The organism is Vogesella sp. (assembly GCF_046297735.1).
Lineage (GTDB): Bacteria > Pseudomonadota > Gammaproteobacteria > Burkholderiales > Chromobacteriaceae > Vogesella > Vogesella urethralis.
This window is the reverse complement of sequence record NZ_JBKBHK010000022.1, coordinates 1-18,805: the sequence shown is the minus strand read 5'-3', so window position 1 is coordinate 18,805 and position 18,805 is coordinate 1. Positions and strand designations below refer to the sequence as shown.

General features: G+C 59.1%; 14 protein-coding genes and 1 tRNA gene. 7 read left to right on the top strand and 8 right to left on the bottom strand.

Annotation, left to right across the window (positions count from 1 at the left end; translation table 11 throughout):
- Positions 1-5 precede the first annotated feature (5 nt).
- Together tsaA and ACK4FZ_RS16580 are read left to right on the top strand one after the other, a co-directional pair.
- Complete coding sequence (tsaA, locus tag ACK4FZ_RS16585) at positions 6-707, top strand: tRNA (N6-threonylcarbamoyladenosine(37)-N6)-methyltransferase TrmO (RefSeq protein WP_409822858.1); 702 nt, start codon at positions 6-8, stop codon at positions 705-707.
- Between the two features lie 68 nt (positions 708-775).
- Positions 776-1,651: a Tim44 domain-containing protein gene (locus ACK4FZ_RS16580; protein WP_409822856.1), complete on the top strand. Its 876-nt coding sequence runs from the start codon at positions 776-778 to the stop codon at positions 1,649-1,651.
- A 355-nt stretch (positions 1,652-2,006) separates the two neighbouring features.
- Here the strand turns inward: ACK4FZ_RS16580 and ACK4FZ_RS16575 are convergent, their stop codons facing one another.
- The gene (locus tag ACK4FZ_RS16575) at positions 2,007-3,920 is read right to left on the bottom strand and encodes an EAL domain-containing protein (protein WP_409822853.1); all 1,914 of its coding nucleotides are present in this window, start codon (positions 3,918-3,920) and stop codon (positions 2,007-2,009) included.
- Between the two features lie 8 nt (positions 3,921-3,928).
- Complete coding sequence (locus ACK4FZ_RS16570; RefSeq protein WP_409822850.1) at positions 3,929-4,615, bottom strand: transglutaminase-like cysteine peptidase; 687 nt, start codon at positions 4,613-4,615, stop codon at positions 3,929-3,931.
- A gap of 178 nt (positions 4,616-4,793) precedes the next feature.
- On the opposite strand from ACK4FZ_RS16570, the gene ACK4FZ_RS16565 reads away from it, so the two are divergent.
- Entirely contained in the window at positions 4,794-6,719 is a 1,926-nt protein-coding gene (locus ACK4FZ_RS16565; protein ID WP_409822847.1) for a TolC family outer membrane protein, read from the top strand.
- Between the two features lie 132 nt (positions 6,720-6,851).
- Here the strand turns inward: ACK4FZ_RS16565 and ACK4FZ_RS16560 are convergent, their stop codons facing one another.
- The 4 genes from ACK4FZ_RS16560 to rsmI form a co-directional block, all read right to left on the bottom strand.
- Entirely contained in the window at positions 6,852-8,480 is a 1,629-nt protein-coding gene (locus ACK4FZ_RS16560; protein WP_409822844.1) for a methyl-accepting chemotaxis protein, read from the bottom strand.
- Between the two features lie 9 nt (positions 8,481-8,489).
- The gene (locus ACK4FZ_RS16555; protein WP_409822842.1) at positions 8,490-9,272 is read right to left on the bottom strand and encodes a TatD family hydrolase; all 783 of its coding nucleotides are present in this window, start codon (positions 9,270-9,272) and stop codon (positions 8,490-8,492) included.
- A 298-nt stretch (positions 9,273-9,570) separates the two neighbouring features.
- Positions 9,571-9,655: transfer RNA gene (locus tag ACK4FZ_RS16550), tRNA-Leu, on the bottom strand.
- Between the two features lie 50 nt (positions 9,656-9,705).
- Positions 9,706-10,575: a 16S rRNA (cytidine(1402)-2'-O)-methyltransferase gene (rsmI, locus tag ACK4FZ_RS16545; RefSeq protein ID WP_409822839.1), complete on the bottom strand. Its 870-nt coding sequence runs from the start codon at positions 10,573-10,575 to the stop codon at positions 9,706-9,708.
- A 180-nt stretch (positions 10,576-10,755) separates the two neighbouring features.
- On the opposite strand from rsmI, the gene ACK4FZ_RS16540 reads away from it, so the two are divergent.
- From ACK4FZ_RS16540 to ACK4FZ_RS16525, 4 genes are read left to right on the top strand one after another with little or no spacing between them, the layout of a single operon-like run.
- A complete protein-coding gene (locus tag ACK4FZ_RS16540) occupies positions 10,756-11,721 on the top strand; it encodes a penicillin-binding protein activator (protein WP_409822837.1) in 966 nt (321 codons plus the stop codon).
- Entirely contained in the window at positions 11,721-12,059 is a 339-nt protein-coding gene (locus ACK4FZ_RS16535) for a YraN family protein (protein WP_409822835.1), read from the top strand. The genes ACK4FZ_RS16540 and ACK4FZ_RS16535 overlap by 1 nt, the downstream gene beginning before the upstream one ends.
- Positions 12,060-12,090: 31 nt before the next feature.
- Positions 12,091-12,681: an SIS domain-containing protein gene (locus tag ACK4FZ_RS16530; RefSeq protein ID WP_409822832.1), complete on the top strand. Its 591-nt coding sequence runs from the start codon at positions 12,091-12,093 to the stop codon at positions 12,679-12,681.
- The gene (locus tag ACK4FZ_RS16525) at positions 12,682-13,257 is read left to right on the top strand and encodes a BON domain-containing protein (RefSeq protein ID WP_409822829.1); all 576 of its coding nucleotides are present in this window, start codon (positions 12,682-12,684) and stop codon (positions 13,255-13,257) included.
- A gap of 69 nt (positions 13,258-13,326) precedes the next feature.
- Here the strand turns inward: ACK4FZ_RS16525 and ACK4FZ_RS16520 are convergent, their stop codons facing one another.
- Both ACK4FZ_RS16520 and ACK4FZ_RS16515 read right to left on the bottom strand, forming a co-directional pair.
- On the bottom strand, positions 13,327-14,517 hold the full coding sequence (locus ACK4FZ_RS16520; protein WP_409822826.1) for an EAL domain-containing protein: 1,191 nt from the start codon (positions 14,515-14,517) through the stop codon (positions 13,327-13,329).
- A 182-nt stretch (positions 14,518-14,699) separates the two neighbouring features.
- The coding region (locus ACK4FZ_RS16515) for a beta strand repeat-containing protein (protein ID WP_409822823.1) at positions 14,700-18,805 on the bottom strand (4,106 nt) is incomplete at its 5' end.

The window sequence follows — 18,805 nt, the reverse complement described above, 5'->3', positions numbered from 1 at the left end:
GGGGCATGCACTACACCCTCGAACCTATCGGCACCATCCGTTCGCCGTACCAGGAAAAATTCGGCATCCCGCGCCAGCCGGCGCTGGCGCCGTCGGCACCGGTCAGCCTTGTCCTGCACCCCCCCTACAACCAGCCCGACTGCGTGCGTGGCCTGGACGCGTTCTCGCACGTCTGGCTCACCTTCGTCTTCCACGAAACCCTGGCCCGTGGCTGGCAGCCGCTGGTACGCCCGCCGCGGCTGGGCGGCAACAGCAAGGTAGGCGTGTTTGCCAGCCGCGCCACCCATCGCCCCAACAGTTTGGGCCTGTCGCTGGTAGCACTGAAGGACATCGATACCCGCAACGGCGTCACCCTGCATCTGGGCGGTGCCGACCTGCTGGACGGTACCCCGGTGCTGGACATCAAGCCGTATATTCCGTTTGTGGAAGCCAAGCCCGAGGCGCGTGGCGGCTTTGTCGACGGGCCGCCACCGCAGCTATCGGTGCAATGGCAGCCCAAGGCGCTGGCCGATCTGCACGCCTGGCCGCAGGCACCGTCATGGTTGGCCGCACTGATCGACGAGGTGCTGGCGCAAGACCCGCGCCCGGCCTACCAGGACGACCCGGCACGCGTATACGGCATCCGCCTGGCGGACTGCGACGTACGCTTTACCGTGCAGGGCCAACTAGCCTGCGTACTTGAAATAATCACACCCGCCCAGAACTAAGCTGCGTTTCGCCTTGTCGAAACACCAGCCGACCCTCAGTGTCGGCACATCTACCGGAGACTGAAACCATGATTTCTCGAGCGAAGACGTCCTTACTGGCCCTCTCCCTCATTGCCGTGCTGGCCGCGCCGATTGCCGAAGCCGCACGTGTAGGCAAAGGCAAAAACGCTGGCATGCAGCGCGCCACACCGACCCAAAGCTTCCAGCAACCGCAAGCCGCACCAGGCAAAGCACCGACACAAGCTGCGCCGCAAGGCAGTGGTTCTGGCGTGGGCGGCATGGTAGCCGCTGGTGCAGCCGGTGCTGCAGCTGGTTACCTGCTGGGTTCCGCCATGGGTGATGAAGATGGTGGCTTCCCGTGGCTGGCCGTGATTGGTGGTTCGCTGGCAGGCCTAGCGCTGCTGGCCTTCCTGCGTCGCCGCGCTGCCGGTCAGCAAGCTGCTCGCCGCGCCCCGCCGCTGCAAACGCAGCCGACCCACTTCCAGCCGGCTCCGGCCGGTGGTATCCCGCCGATCGGCTCGTCCCAACAACCGGCTTTTGGTGGTGGTGGCATCACCCCGCCGCCGATGTCGCTGCAGCGCCTGCCGGATGGCACCGAGGTACCGCACTTCCTGCGCCAGGCCAAGGCAACCTTCCTGCACCTGCAGAACCTGAACTCGGCCGATAGCCTGGAGGAAGTACGCAAGTACATGACGCCAGACCTGTTTAGTGCGCTGAAAGAAGACATTGCGGCCAACACGGAGCCGGCAGACTTTCCGCAGCTGGACTGCCAGGTGATTGAAGCCACGGTAGAAAACAGCCGTATGGTTGCCAGCGTGCGCTTCAGTGGCATGGTGAGCGAGACCGTAGGCGCACCTGCCGTGGCCTTTAGCGAGACCTGGCACTACGTGAAGGACGATGCCAGCAATGGCAAGTGGCTGGTGGCTGGTATCCAGCAGAGCTAACTGCCCCCTGCCGCTACCCTGCAGTGGGTAGCCAACGAAACACCCCCGGAAACCCTACCGGGGGTGTTTTTTTGCAGGCAGCAAAACATGAACGCTGATGATCACAAAGCGCAATACAGCACGCTGATGGACACTATCAGATGCGCGCTTGATCGCTCAGCTACACGGGCCAACGCCACGACACACCGACACACGTCGCCACAGACAAATGCGCCGAGCCACAGCACAGTTGCGTACCACGTACCATCGTTATCAAACCGCCTTCCCATGCAGGCTGCCAACATGACCAACCCCGTTTACCATGCAAACGGGGTTGGTCTGCCAATGCGGGCTTCAAACCCCGCACCAGCCATGCTTACTTGATGCCAGGGCCGGTCACGCCATCGAAACCCAGCGACAGCAACATATCGCGCTCGGCCTCGGTACGCACACCCTCTGCCACCACGCCAAGCCCGATATTGTGGGCAATATTGCATACACCTTTGAGAAAGGCTTGATTGCCGTCTTCCTGGTCGATCTGCTGTACAAAGCTGCCATCAATCTTCAGGTAATCGATGCCCAGATCGTGTAGCTGGCCAATCAGGCTGAACTGGCGACCAAAGTGCTCGATGCCTACCTTGCAGGGCAAATCGGCCACGGCCAGACACAGACCGCGGAAGCGATCAAAGCGCGGCACAATGCCCGCTTCAGCCATTTCCAGCCACAAACGGCCAGCCGCGGCGCGCTGGCTACGAATCAGCGCCACTAGCCGCACCACGAAGCGATCGTCCTCCAGCGACTCGGCCGCCAGATTGACAGCAATGCCGGTACACGAGGGCTCTGCGGCCAACTGCGCCAAGGCCAGCTCGACTGCCGCCAAGTCCAACGCCGCCACACGGCGGGTGCGGATGGCCATCGGCATGAACTGGCCGGCCGGCAGCCACTCCTCGCCGCTTAACATCCGCAGCGGTGCTTCTTCGTGCAGCATGCCGGCCTCGGCATTGCGCACGGCAAAACGTACCAGCTTGAGGTGCTTGCCCGCCAGCGCCTCATCCAGCAGAGTGGCCCAGCCGTCCGCAGTAAGCGTCTGCGGTTTGCCTACACCATCCTCGGCAAATGCGACCCGAACCCCCCCCACTGCTGTGGACAAAGCCAGCGCTGTATCCAGCCGCGACATGATGTCCCGAATACTGTCACCATCACGCAGATCAGTAGCCGCCATGGCTAGCCCTACCGTACGTGCCGCAAAACTGCCCAGCATGGCGGCCAACTCGTTGTGCAAGGCAATCAGACGCGGCTGGTCGGCGTGAACGGTAGACAGCAACAGGGCAAAATCGGCACCATTCAGACGCGAGGCCATGCTCTCCAGGCCGAATCGTTCCTGATTACGCAGCATGGCTCCGAACTGTGACAGCATTTCATCGGTTAGCGGTCGCCCCATTTGGGCATTCAGTTCGGCCAAACCCTCTATGCGCATCAGTAGCAGCGTACGGCCACTTTTGTCCCGCTCGGCCAGCTCCGCCCCAAGGCGCCCCATGAAAAAGCCGCGATTGGCCAGCCCGGTGACCTTATCGAAGTTGATTTCACGACGCAGCGACTCCAGCCTGGCGGCCTCCTCTTCGAACATGGCCTTGACCCGCATCACCATGGCATTCATGGCTTGCGCCAATCTCCCCATTTCCGGGCCACGTGGCTCTGGGATGGTAACGAAGCGACGCTGGGTGATAGATTTGGCCTGATTGACAACGGCAAGCAGCTGACGGCGGATGGTACCCACACCAATAGAACCTATCCCCCCCACCAGCAGGCCCGCCAGCAGCACCCAGAACGATACATTCAGCGCACCGCGCCACAGTGCGTTGTAAGCGTAGCTCGCCTCACTCTCTACTTCGATGTAACCGGCCTGCATCCAGCCACTGCTGACCATGGCACGCGCTGGCGACGGCGTCAGGGTAAACACTTGCTGAAACCAAGCCGGAGAAGTGCCAAGGCGCTGCGCATTCACCCGCTGCACCATCACCTGCCCGCGAGCATCCACCCAGCGCACCTGGCGGAAGTGGCCTTGGTCGAAGGCGGCATTGATCAGCGTCTCGCCCATGACAGGGTCGGCACGGTTCTGTGTAATCAGCAAGGCCAGCGAGTTGGCCGCATCAGCACTCTGCGCGGCCAACTGCTGCTGCATGTAATCGCGCGCATTAAACAGGTTGGCAGTGAGGCTGCCAGCCGCTGCCAGCACCACAGCTGCAATCACCAGCATCCATAATTGTTGTATAAGGGAAACGCGTTTCATGGCATCTCTCAGGAAACAAAGCCTTCGGCTTTCATTTTGTCGATGAGTTGTCGCCAGCGGGTCAGGCGGTCGACGCTGGAATTGGGGTTAGGGCCACCTCCCACCCAGATACCATCAGCATTAAAGCTGAACACTGGCTGCAAGTCGTTACGCTGGGACGCTGGGCGGATCGAAGCAATCAGATTGTCCAGAATAAGCGGTTCAGCAGTCGGGCTAGGGTAATACGCCAGCACCATGTGCGCTTGGGTCACCGTGCTGGAAGGCCCACCCAACCTGGCCTTGACATAAGTAAGTCGCAACTTTTGCGGCGCCACGCCCAACTCGCGCAAGGTAAAATACTTGGCAATGGTGAAGTCCTCGCAATCCCCACCGCCGCGCGCCATACTTTCGAGCGGAGTGGCCCAATAATCGCTTTGCTTCCACAAGTCGATATCGTCAACAAATTGATAACGCTGGTTAAAGAACTGATTCACGTCGCGTAACTGATTCAGCTCATTACTCTCGCGACGCAAACCCACCAGCAACTGCTGCCAGTCCCGATAGATACGTACCGCTTGACCACCATACAATTGCTGTACCCGGTCCAGCGGCAATTCTGCCACCGCCAGTGCCGCCAGCAGCAAAAAGATGGCGAGCCAGGCGCGATGGCAGCGAAATCGGGCCAGCAGCCCAAACGGATGACATGGAAACGCCATTAATGCTCCCGTCTTGCAATGCAACAAGCCTATAGCAAGTCATCCCGATTTACTATGTTTGACTTGACATCGCTACAGCCACTTCCGACAATACACAACATAAAGCTTTTATTTAAAATACTTAGAAACATAAGTTAATAATACACCGGTCACTCATCACTGTATTCATGAGGCTCTTATGAACTTCCGCTCAAAACGCATCACTGGCGCCACGCTGGCAGCACTGCTGGCCTTGGCGATGCCACTGACTAGCCAGGCACTGGAACTGAAAGACGCTGTCGAACAGACCCTGAAAAACAATGCGGAAGTTCGCATGAAGTGGCACACCTTCCGCTCTAGCGTAGAAGAGCAAGGCGTTGCCCGTGCGGGTTTCTTGCCCAGTGTAGACCTTAACTACGCGGTTGCCCGCGAGAATAACAAAACGCCCACCACTACAGGTGGCAGCGTCAAAGAAGACTTTACCCGCCGCGGCTACACCTTGGCAGTAAACCAGAACCTGTTTAGCGGTTTCATTACCACCAACCAGGTTAAACAACTGGACTATACCAGCCGCGCCCGCTACTACGAATACCTTGCTACTGCCGAGCAGCAAGGCCTGGAAGCCGTGCGTGCCTTCATGGACGTCGTACGTTATAGCAAGCTGGTGGGCATTGCCGAAGAGAACTATGCCATCCACAAAGGCATCTACGAGCAGATTCTGCAGCGGGTAACGCAAGGCGTTGGCCGTCGTGTCGATCTGGAGCAGATCGCCGGCCGTCTGGCGCTGGCCGAGTCCAATCTGGTGAACGAGCTATCCAACCTTAATGATGTCTCTGCCCGCTACGCCCGCATTACCGGCGAAGCACCGCCTAACGAACTGAAACTGCCCAGCCTGAATATGGGCCTGGTACCGGCAGCCAACAATGTGATGGTTGTAGCTGACCGCTACAACCCCAGCCTGCAGGCTGCACGTGCCTTCTACCGCGCTGCCGAAGCTGAAATCGACGTCCGCCGCGGTGCATTTTCTCCCACGCTGGATCTGCGTGCCAATAAATCCGGCACCCACAATAAGGATGGCGTCAAGGGCCGTACTGACGAGCAGGCGGTCGAACTGGTTGTCAGCATGAACCTGTATCGTGGCGGTGCCGATCGTGCCCGTCTGGCATCGGCCACCGAGCGCCGTGACGAAGCCGAAGCCCTCGGCATCAAAGCTTGCCGCGATATGCGACAGCAAGTGTCGATTGCATTCAACGACACGGTGCGCATCAGCAGCCAGCTGGAGTCGCTGCGCCAGCATCAACTGTCTACCGAGAAGGCACGCGATGCCTATCGCAAGCAGTTCGATATCGGCCAACGTACCCTGCTGGACATGCTAGACAGCGAGAACGAACTCTTCGAAGCGCGTCGCGAACTGCTGAATGCCGAACTCAATCAGCAACTTGCTGTATACCGCGTACTGGGCGAGTCCGGCCGCCTGATGGAAACCATGCAGCTGAAACCGCAAGACGATGGCAGCAACAAGGAAGTGGATACCACAGCACCGAGCTGCCCCACCGACTACGTTGCTCCGACACCGCTAGATACCAGCAAGATTGCGGCACGCTCGTTTAATGTTGCAGACAGCACTACGGTAGCTCCGATCACAGCCAACACTGCACCGCTGATCAGCCCAAGCGATGTTACCGTCAACATTCAGGTTCAGTTTGACCTGAACTCTGCCCGAATCCGCAGTGAAAGCCTGCCGCTGCTGGATCAGCTGGCTAGCACCATGCGCATGCCGCAACTGGCACAAAAACGCTTCCTGATCGAAGGTCACACCGACAGTACCGGGTCTGCAACCCTTAATCAGTCGCTGTCCGAACAACGCGCTCGCAGCGTATACGATTACCTTGTTGCCAAAGGTGTCGAGGCCGGCAAACTGGATAGCGTAGGTCGTGGTAGCAGCCTGCCGCTGCCGGGCAAAGCAGCAAATGACCCGCTTAACCGCCGTGTTGCCGTAGTCGTGCAAGATCTGACCCCGCGCGCTATCGGCCCCAAGCCAGCAGCCAAAGCCGTCACTCCGGCCAAGCCAGCAGGCACTACAGCCATTAAGCGCACACCGCCGGCTGCGCCTGCCGGCAAGTAAGTCAGCACCAGAAGTAAACCGCCCCTGCTTGCCAAACAAGCAGGGGCTTTGTTTTTCAACAAGCAAACGGCCCAGTACACAACCTACTCGCATGGCACGTATGCTCGCTATCTTGGCGTGCAAACCTCTCCCTTAAACCTGAAAGCGGGTAATACTGCCATCCAGCTCTTGTGACTGCTGTTTCAGCCTGGCTGCAAGCTCGGTCGCTGATGACACAATCAGCCGGGTCTGATCGTTCATCTGGGCAATCTGCTCCATATTCTGTGCGATTTCAGTACTGGCCACGCGCTGCTCCTGGATGGCAGTCGCCATCTCTGCTACCTTGGCTTGCGACTCAAACGACGACTGGAAAATGCGTTGCAGCGACTCTGCCACTTGCTGGGTACCAGCAACACCATTCTGTACCAGCTGATTGGCTTGCTGCATGTTCTGGAAAGCCTGCTGCGTATCACGTTGTACCCCGGCAATACGGCTGGATATCTCGGTCGTCGCCTGGCTGGTACGTTCCGCCAATTTGCGTACTTCGTCTGCCACAACGGCAAAACCGCGACCGGTCTCACCTGCCCTGGCTGCTTCGATAGCAGCATTGAGCGCCAGCAAATTGGTCTGATCAGCAATATCACGAATCACCTTCACGATAGTGCCAATCTCATCCGAACGCTGGTTCAGGCTATCGATGGTATGAGATGTCTCTGCAATACTGCTGGCAATATACTCGATCTGTCCGACAGCCTGGACTGCCATCTGACTGCCGGTTTCAGCCTCATCAGACGTCTGCTTCGCCTGCTGTGACACACCTTGAGCATTGTCGGCCATCATACTCACGCTAACAGTAAGCTGCTCTACCGCAGAAGCACTGGCTGATGCCGCGTTGGACTGACCGACAGCGGCAGCATGAATGGCATGACTGGCAGCGGCCAACTGGTCCGAGGCGTCTACCAGGCGGGCAGAATGCGCATGCGACTCACGAATCAGCTCGCGCACGGTGACGATAAGATGGTTCAGCGCCTTGGCAGTACGGCCTAGCTCATTACGGCCAAAGTCCGGCATCGCCAACGTCAGGTCTCGCGATTGTGCCAATTGCTCTGCCAAGCGGGTAATGTGCAGTAAAGGCCGGCGAATCGACAAGGCAATCAATACCGCAGCCAGCGCCCCCACGCATAGACCCAGGGCACCTAGCCCCCACATACTCAGTTTGGCCGCCGCCATATCCTCCTGCACAGCTTGTTGGCGTGCCATGGCCTCGGCTTTGGACTTTTCCACCAAGCTGCGCGTCGTCCCCTCCATACTGCGTACCGATTCCTTTAACGGCTCCAAAGCCTGATTGGCCTGCTGAGGTGTTTGTAGACCACCCGCCTCAATCAGTTGGTGCACCTGTACAAACCCCTGTTCGTAGCGCGTCAAAGCCTCACCCAGCGCCTTAATAGCCTGGCCGTCTGCGGCATCACCCGATTCGGCGGCACTGGCCAGATGCTGGCGGGTCTTGCTGACTGTGCTGCGCCACTTTTCCAGATAGTCCTGGCGTTTGTCGACGCTATCCAGATTAAGGAACAAGTCCTTCTCATAACGGCGCAAATTGCCCACTTCGGCACGCACCGTCTGGATATGATCGCTAAAAGCCAGCGTACGATTCACCAGTTGGTCAAGACTGGCACCGATGGTAGCCACCGCCAGCAATCCACTGGCAGCAATAAGCAGCATCACCAACAGCATAAAGCCAAAGCCCAAGCCGATGCGGGCCACCACGGTCAAGTTTTTCATCGGGGTTCCTTAATTGAAAGAGGTGCAGCTGCGCAAACGGGGGATCACTCGGCAGGCATTATTGGCACACGCTTCCACCACCTCTGCTAAGGGCTGCTGACGCAGCTGAGCCAAAACCTGGGCGATACGTGGCAAGTTTTGCGGTGCATTCACCTCAGCCTGAGCCCACTCGGGGGGAATATCCGGCCCGTCGGTCTCTAGCACCAAGGCAGACAATGGCAAGTTGGCCGCAAGCCGACGGATGCGTTGCGAACCCTGGTAGGTCATCGCACCACCAAACCCCAGACAGAACCCCAGATCGATAAATGCTTGTGCTTGCTGCTCGCTGCCATTAAAGGCATGAGCAATACCGCCGCGTACGCGCACCTGACGCAAGCACTTCAGCACACGGTCCTGCGAGCGACGCACATGCAGAATCACCGGCAAGTCAAAACGTCGCGCCAGCTTCAATTGCGCCAACAACAGCGCTTCTTGCCGCTGCGGATCAAGCTCGGATACAAAAAAGTCCAGTCCGCACTCCCCTACTGCCACCGCATCGCCAGCGGCCAGATGTGCTTCCAGCACCGCTAAATGGCTATCGTGATGCTGTGCCAGATACAAGGGGTGCAAGCCCAGCGCCACATCCAGACCTAGCTCACGGCCTAGACGCAATGCGGTGTCAAATCCCGAGGCTGACACTGCCGGAATAATGGCATGCTGCACGCCCACCGCCTGCGCCTGTTGCCAAAACCGGGCAGGCGCAGCGGCAAATTCGGGAGCATCAAGATGCAAGTGAGTGTCGATAAGCTTCATGAGGCAACGCGGCAGGTCCGGGAACAGTTACAGATATCGATAAGGCTTACGACCTAATTCACTATTTCACGGCATCGGCAAAAGGCAAGAAAAACCTACTGATCAGTCATTGACGAGAATAAATATCATCATTCTGCAATAATAATGCAATAAATCATCACACCAAAAGTTATAAATGCGTCGCCACACAGCCATGGGCTCTCGACAGGCACGTTAGCCTGGCGCCAAAACAAAAACCCGCAGAGCCTTGTGCTGTGCGGGTTTCATGGACTGCTTGGGATGTTGCTGGACTTTCTCGTGGTGCCCGGGGCCGGACTCGAACCGGCACGCCTTGCGGCGGGGGATTTTGAGTCCCCTGCGTCTACCAATTTCGCCACCCGGGCGAGAAAATTCAGGTGTCGGATTATAGAGCCCCATCACCCGCTTGTAAACATCATTGTGCCTGTTTTAGTTGTAAAGCCAGGTCGTACAGTTGTTTCTTGTTCAGATCATAGTGCGCCGCCACAATGCCGGCCGCCTGCTTGGTAGGCAAAACAGCTGCCAATTCGGTCAGCAAGGCGACAGCGGCGGCGGGTAGTTCGGCGTCGGTCTCTTGCAGCGGTGCGGCATCGATCACCAGCACGCACTCACCGCGCTGCTGGTTGCTATCGGCCTGGATACGCGCCAGCAACTCGCCGGCGGGCAGGCGCAGAAAGGTCTCGAAAGTTTTGGTAAGCTCACGGGCCAGTACCACCGGACGATCGGCGCCCAGCGTAGCCACCACATCAGCCACACAGTCGAGGATGCGGTGTGGCGCCTCGTAGCACACCACCGCGTAATCGGCCTGTGCCCATTGCTGCAGCGTCTTGCACCGCGCCGCGCTCTTGGGTGGCAGAAAGCCATTGAACAGGAAGCGGCCGGTATCCAGCCCGCAAGCAGACAGGGCCCCGATCACCGCTGAAGCGCCCACCACCGGTACCACGCGCAAGCCTGCAGCCCACACCGCCTGCGCCAACCGTGCGCCGGGGTCGGAAATACCCGGCGTACCGGCGTCGGACACCTGCAGTACTATCTTGCCCTCTTCGATCCAGCGGATCACGTTGGCCGCCATTTCGCGCTCGTTGTGCTCGCGCAGGCTCACCAGCTTTTTGCTGATACCGTAGGCCGACAGCAAGCTGCCCGTTACCCGTGTGTCTTCGGCCAGAATGATATCGGCAGCGTGGAACCCGGCAATGGCACGCACGGTCACATCCGCCAGGTTTCCAATGGGCGTGGCCACCACATATAATGCCCTGTCGACAAATGTTTCCCGAGCAGAATTCATCAAGTGATCAAGCGCTGTCTGCACGTTTTGGCTCCCTGGTTGTCCGGCTCTGCCGTCTTAATGGCGGCCAGTGTAGCGATTGCCCAATCGCCGGGCTACATTCTTCAGCAAAATCAAGCGCCGCTGGCAAGTGGCAGTCCTGCGCGCGCGGTATCTGCCCCCGTGCCGGCAGCAGCACAAGTGCCAGCGGCCGCCGTACCGAAACCGGTGCCGACTGCTGCGGCAAAAGTGCGTACGGTGCATCTGGGGCTGATGCTGCCGCTGAACTCGCCGCAGTTCGGCGAAGCTGCCCAGGTAGTGAAAGCCGGCTTTGATGCCGCTGCGGCTGCCGATGGCAGTGCCGACATCAGCGTAGTGGCGATGGACGACGACAGCCAGCCAGCAAAGGCTTATCAGCAGCTGGTGGCAAATGGCGCCAGCTTCATTATCGGACCACTGACTCGCCTGGGTGCGGCCAACCTTGCAGCCAGTAGCAAGCTGCCGACTTTGGTACTGAACACGCTGGACAAGGCGCCGCCTGCCGGTAGCAAGGTGTGGAGCCTGTCTGTTGCGGTGGAAACCGAAGCGCAGCAGATTGCCCGCATGATGCGTGATGACGGCCATCAGCAGCCTTTGGTGCTGTTCAACAAGGACAACCTGTCGCAACGCTTGCGCCAGGCATTCGCAGAAGAATGGCGCAGCAAGAACAAAGCCGCCGTGCGCGAGCTGGACATCACCACCCCCGATGGTGGCAGCTTGCAAGCAGCACTATCGGCCAGTGACAGCGTTTTTCTGGCGCTGGACACCAAAGAAGTAGAAGCCACTCGCGCTCTGCTGGCCACCGAGATGCCGGTTTACGCTACCTCGCTGGCCAATGTGCGCCACCCCAGCCCGGTATTGAACGGGCTGCGGCTGGTTGACATGCCATGGTTCCTGATTCCCAACCATCCGGAAACCCGGCAGATTGCCCGCCCGTCTACGCCGATGAACAAGGCTACCGAAAGGCTGTACGCACTGGGAGTGGATGCCTATCGTCTGGGCCTGGCGCTGGCCAGCAACAAGAATCCGGCACAAATCCGCCTGGGCGGCGTCAGCGGCGACCTGCGCATCGGCAAGAGCTGGGTAGTACAGCGCGAGCTACCTAGCAGCGTGATCGGGGCCGAGTGATGAGCCGCAGCCGGGGCAGCGAGTTCGAAGCACGGGCTTGCCGTTACCTGGAGCAGCAGGGGCTGACCCTGCTGGCACGCAATTGGCAATGTCGCTTCGGCGAAATCGACCTCATCATGCAGGATGGTAGCTACCGCGTATTTGTAGAAGTACGTGCCCGCCACGATGCCCGCTTCGGCGGTGCAGCCGCCAGCATCGGTGCCGACAAATGTCGCAAGCTGCAAGCTGCGGCCAACCTCTACCTAAGCCAGCAGGGCGGCGCCAGCCGTTGCCGCTTTGACGCGGTACTGTTTGACGGCGACGCACCACCCGTCTGGTTAAAAAACATCATCAGCTAGCCACCGGCTGGCAGTGCAACAAGGACGTACCATGGATTTGATTGATCGCGCCAGCGGGCACTTCCGCGAGAGCATCGCGACCCAGCAGCTGGTGATGGACGAGCTGGCCCCGGCCATTGCCGTGGCAGCCGAGCGACTGGTTGCCAGCCTGATGAACGAAGGCAAGATCCTGTGCTGCGGCAACGGCGGCGGCGCTGCCGTGGGTCACCACTTCGTCACCAATATGCTGGGACATTTCGAGAAAGAACGCCCGGGTCTGGCCGCGCTGTCTCTGTCTAACGACAGCCCGGCACTCACCGCTATCGGCAATAACTACGAGTTTGACCTGATCTACTCCAAACAGGTGCGGGCCATCGGCCACCATAACGATTTGCTGCTGGTCATCAGCAGCTCGGGCAACTCGGCCAATATCGTGGAAGCCATCTACGCCGCGCATGAGCGCGGCATGGGCGTGATCGCCCTCACCGGCAATGATGGCGGGCAGGTAGCTGAAATCCTGTCCCCCGAAGACCTGCACCTCAACGTGCCGGTGACGCGCGCCGCCCGCGTACAGGAAATCCATTTGCTGGTGATTCACGCGCTATGCGACGCCATCGACTACATGCTACTGGGAGGAGACTGAATGACATCCCGCCTTACCGCCCTGACCCTTGCCACCCTGCTGGCGGCCAACCTTAGCGCCTGCTTCCCGCTGGTAGCCGGCGGCGTAGCCGCCAGCGCCATGGTCGCCACCGATCGTCGTACCAGCGGCACCTACGTGGAAGACCAGAGCATAGAACTGAAGGCAACCCGCCAACTGAGCGAGCGTTTTGCTGGTAGCCACGTCAATGTGACTAGCTACAATCGTGCAGTGCTGCTGACTGGCGAAGTGGTAGACGAAAACCAGAAAGCCGCAGTTGAACTTGCTGTGCGCGGCATCCCCAATGTGCGCCGTGTCTACAACCACCTGATAGTGGCGCCAGCCAGTACGCTGGCCAACCGCAACAACGATACCTGGCTCACCACCAAAGTACGCACTCGCTTGCTGGAAGGCCAGGGCTACCCGCCCAATGCCATCAAGGTCGTCACTGAACGTGGTGTGGTCTATCTGCTAGGCCTGGTCAGTGATGCCGAAGGTGAGGCTGCAGCCCAGGTTGCGGCCCGTACTGCCGGAGTACAGCGTGTGGTGACGCTGTTTGAGCCGATTATCGTGCCGTAAGCATGCCATCATGCAAAACCCCCTGTTGCGCGCGCACAGGGGGTTTTTCAAATGGCCAGACAACAGCGACTATTTCGGCAACATGACGTCCGAACACAGAACGTGCATCTGTTCGTCGATTTCGATCGCCATCGACAGCGTGACGCAGGTTCGGGTGTCAGTCATCGACAGATAGGGCTCGCTCATGTACAGCACACCAGGCTGGTCGATAGCGTGCTGAAAGTAACTACGGCGCGACCACACGGCCCCGGTGGTGTCTTCCAGCGGGGCAAAGCGCAAGCGGTTAACCTCGGACAATTCGCGCACATTCAGATTACGGCCCAGTTGGCGACCTTCCTGGTCCAGCAAGAAGCAGCGAATCACGTCTGGCAGGTTCAGCATTGGCTGTGCGGCCAACCTGAACTCGTTACCCTGCATCAGCGCGATGGCGGTCTGCACAAAGGCCTGGCGCGACAGCTCTAGCTGGCGACGGTTAAGCTTGCGGCGCAGCAGCTCGCGGTTCATCAGCTCGTCCCACTTGGCGTCCAGCCGCGGGGTGATCTGCTCGTCACGCTCAGGCACTGCAGCGGGGCGCGCCACATAATAGCCCTGCACCAAATCACAACCGGAATCCAGCGCCACGACGACGTCCGATTCGCTCTCTACCCCCTCCACCACCACCAATGCACCAATTTCGTGCATAAGACGCACCAAGCGCGACAACAGTGTGCGCGTACGCTGCTGGTTGACGGCACTGCGTAGCAAGTGGCGGTCAAACTTGATGAAGTCCGGCTCCAGGCTACACACGCGATCGAGGTTGGAGTGACCGACACCAAAATCGTCGATGGCCAGCAAGCAGCCTTGTTCGCGCAGCAAAGCCACGCCTTCCAGCAAGCCTGCATCCAGCTCTAGTGCTTGCTCCAGTACTTCCAGCACAATCAACTGCGGTGGAATACCGGAATCGGCAATGATCTGCTGCAACTGCTGCACAAAACTCAGGTCAGCAAGGGTGACGGCATCAATATTGAGAAACAGCCAGTGCTGCGCAGCCGGTGCAAGCACAAACTGCTCGCAATGCGCACGTACCACTGCCAAGTCCATCGCAGCGCGCTCGTCACGGCGGATGTAACGCTGATATACCTGCGGGGGGCTCAACGCGCTCCCCTGTTCGGTGGCGCGCAACAGCGCCTCCATACCCACGGTACGGCGGTGAGCCAGGCTATATATGGGCTGAAAGTGGGAACCTAGCGCCAGGCCATCCCACATCGGTAAGTTATCCACAGCATTGCTCCGGCAAACGATGGGACCAGTATAGCAATTGCCGTTCCACTATATCGAAGCGCAGGGTCATGCTGTGTGCTGATTGGTACAGTCAACACGGATTGCCCTAACAAAACGGCCCCCGTCTGCCGAAGCAAACGGGGGCCGGGTGGCCGGGCCGGCCAAAGCCAGCGCAGCAGTGCTTACAGGTCGGTCTTCAAGTTGTTCTTCAGCAACTCAGTAATGACCTGTTGATCGGTACTGCCCAGGCTGCTCATCTGCACATCCTTCAGCAGGATAGTCTGATCGGTCACCGCCGCCGCATTGCTGGCCGTGCTGTTAAAAGCACCACTGCTGCTGATCTGTACCAGCGTGTCGTTACCGCTGGCAGTAAAGTGCAGGTACTGGGTGAGGTTACTGCTGTTCTCACCCTGCAGCAGATCACGCAGGTCCAGCACATCGCCACCGACACCGGTCTTGAAGTCGGTGATGGTATCTTGCGCCGGCGTGCCCGCAGTGCCACGGTCTGCGAGGTTCCATTGGAAGGTATCCACACCCAGACCACCAGTCAGGGTATCGTTGCCGGCACCGCCAATCAGCGTGTCGTTACCAGTACCGCCATCCAACAAGTCGTTTCCAGCACCGCCACGCAAGGTATCAGCACCATCGGCACCATACAGCTTATCGTTGCCGGCAGCACCATCGATGATGTCATTACCATCGCGCCCCAGAATCAGGTCAGGCGCGGCAGTCCCGGTGAGGGTTTCACCTGCCGTGGTACCGATAGTGACGTTAGTCTTGTCGACGTATACGTTGACTACCGACGACTGGGTATCGCCATCACGATCAGACACGGTGAAGTTCATCGTCTCGGTAACGGACGAGCTGTTAAGGGTATCCGGTGCCTTGTAACTGTAGGTACCGGCATCCATATCCACAATGAACTTACCGTTATTAGCAGTGGTGATGGTCCAGGTTTTGGTAGTGGCATCAAATACGCCGCCAGTCTGGGCAGTACCGTTAAACAGATAGCTGCGGCCATTCACCAGTACCGAGGCGATATAAGCCCCGCCATCAGCACCGACCATACCGGACAACAGGCCACCGCTTACCAGCTGGCCGCCTACCGGCGCCTGTACTGTCGAACCCAGCACATTATCAAGCTGGTCGAACGACGAGACACGGACACCATTGGTATCGACGCCGGACTGCGCATCGTAAGCGATCGGATTGAGGTACGTCGTGTCGGTGATGCCTGAACCCATGCCAACCGCAAACGACTTGATCTGATTTGCCAGCAGGAAGTCCTTCCAGATCGCTTCTTCACTGGCCTGGATACCGGAGTCCACACCATCCGGCGAGCCACCATTACCGTTTTGGGTACCCGTCAGGCTGCTATTGCTGCCACTGCCGAACGTCGGTACGCCATCGGTAAAGAAGTAGGCCACATTCTGGGCATTACTCAGCTTGCCGGTGGTATTGAACGCAGTCATGGTGGCATTCAGTGCGGCATCGTAGTTGGTACCACCACCCGTTGTCAGCGTATCCAGCAGCGTCTTGGCTTGGCTGATGGTCAGCCAGGCCGTACCCATCTGTGCGGTTTCGGTATCGCCACCAAATTTCACCAGACTGACTCGCACATCGCCAAACTCGTCATAGCGGTCGAGCAAGGTCTTGATCGAGGCAATGGCACTTTGCAGACGGGTCTGACCGCCCACGCCATCGGTCGTAGCCATCGAGCCGGACACATCCAGCGTGATCAGCAGATTGGTGTTGGTCATCGCGATGTTGGCATCCTGGCTGGCCACAACTGCCGGAGCATCATCTTCCACGTTGACAGTCAGCGTACCGGTAGTCGCTACCCCACCGGCGGTAGCTTTCACGCCCACGTTCAACGACAGCACATTCTCGCCATTACCACTGGGGTGATCGATTGCCTTCAACAGGTTAACCGTGTACTTGCCGCTATTATCGATGGTAATGGTCGCTACAGTCTGGCCTCCCGCCGTCGCGGTCAGTGTATTGGTATTACTGCCGCTCCAGGTCACGGTCTGACCAGCACTGGTCAGCGCCGTAGTCGGTGCAACAAGCACTACGCTGCTAATGGCATCGCCGTCCGGATCGACAATCGACATGGTACCGGTTGCCGTCTTGCTGTTGGTAGTGTCGCTCGGGTTACCCGTGCTATCTGCCAAGCCACCGGCCAGGCCCTCCTCCGAGACGGCAACTGTGGTGGCAGTAACCACTGGCGCGTCAGCTACCGGATTGACCTTGACAGTAACGGTAGCGGTATCGGTACCGCCCTTGCCATCGGACACGGTGTAGGTAAAGGTAGCATCCCCATTGAAGTTGGCCGCAGGCGTAAACACCACCTTGCCGTTGACCAGGGCTACCGTGCCATTGGTCGGATTCTGAACCGACAAGATCTGCAGCGTATCGCCATTCTGATCCTTGTCGTTACCCAGCAAGCTGGCAGGCTCGATAGTCAGCGCGGTGTCTTCCATCGTGATCAGCGGGCCAGTGCCATACTGCGAATTGACGGCCAGCACCTGGTAAGCGCCGCCCTCAGGACGGAGTTCTGCCTTGAATACGGCATTACCACCCTGATCCCAGTAGAAGATCTCGATATTCTGCTCACCGCCCTGAGTAATGGTAAAGGTGGCGAACTCGCGTGAGGTAGGCGACTGAATACCGTCGAACTTACCCACTTCCTGACCATTGATGCGAATAACGAAACCGTCATCAGCATAAACGCGGAAGTTATAAGTACCTGCAGCTAGGTTCACTTTGCCAGTCATCTGCACAATGGCATCAGATGTAGTGGTGTAGTTGGCCGTCGTCTGCAGATTGCTGCCGCTGCCACCCAGGAAGGTCGCCAGGTTGCCGGTGGTACCCAGGTTGTTACTGATGGCAGTTTCACCAAAATTCAGCGCATTGGTCTGGAACGTGGCTGTCGCGGCATTGTTCTTGGCAAAGGTTTCCACCTGGGCAATAGAAGTCAGGTTGCCACCGTCCGTCCCCTCACGATAACCCCAGTACTTGCTGGTCAGCGTGGTCATGACGTACTTGTCATCGATTGCATCCGGCGCATTATTCAGCGTCAGGCTATTACCGGTACCTGCGTTGCCAGCCAGGTCGGTATAGCTGCCATTACTCACCGTCACCACCGGCTGGGCAGTACCGCTCTGCGTCATGGTAGCAGTCCAGGTTTTGCCACCGTCAGCCGTAGCCAATGTCGCAGCATTCAATGTGCCACCCGTAATGGCGACATCACTGGCCGTAAAACCGGTGACAGCCTCACTGAAGGTAAAGGTCAGCGTCACGGTTTCACCCGACGACAAAGTGCCATCGTTCGAGGTAATCACCAGCGACGGCGCAGTGGTATCTACCTTGTAGCCCTCGGTGTCGGTGGCGGTGGTGCTGTTGCCGGCCGCATCGGTGGTGGTCACTTTGGCGTCGATCACCTTGTCGGCGTCGGCGGCCAGGTCGCTGCCGGCCACGTTGATGCTGAAGGTGTTACCCGCTTGTACGGTGCCGGTGTAGGCCTTGTTGTTGACGGTCAGGGTGACGGTGTCGCCCACCTTCACGTCGCCACCAACGGTACCGGTGACGGCGATGTCCTGTTTGGACTCGGCCGCGTTGAGCACGTCGTCGGGGGTGATGTTGGCGTCCAGGGTGATGCTGGCCACCGGTGCGGCGGTGTCGACGGCGACGGTGTCGCTGCCGGCGCTGCCCGGGTTGCCGGCGGCGTCGGTGTAGCTGCCCGCGTTCACGGTCACGCTGGCGGTGCCGGTGAAGCCATCGGTCGCGGTAAAGGTGGCGGTCCACACTTTAGGATCGCTGCTGCTTTGCACCAGGTTGCTCAGGGTGCCGCCGCTGACGGTCAGGTCGGCCGCGGTAAAGCCTACCGGGGCTTCGCTGAAGGTGAAGGTGACGTTCGATACCTTGTCGGCCACGTTCAGCGCGGCGTCCACGATGTCCACCACCACGCTCGGTGCGCCGGTGTCGACGCTGTAACCCTCGGTGTCGGTGGCGGTGGTGCTGTTGCCGGCCGCATCGGTGGTGGTCACTTTGGCGTCGATCACCTTGTCGGCGTCGGCGGCCAGGTCGCTGCCGGCCACGTTGATGCTGAAGGTGTTACCCGCTTGTACGGTGCCGGTGTAGGCCTTGTTGTTGACGGTCAGGGTGACGGTGTCGCCTACCTTCACGTCGCCGCCTACCGTACCGGTTACCGGAATCTGCTGGCCGGCTTCTGCGGCGTTGATCACGTCGTCGGCGGTGATGTTGGCCGCCAGGCTGATGCTGGCCA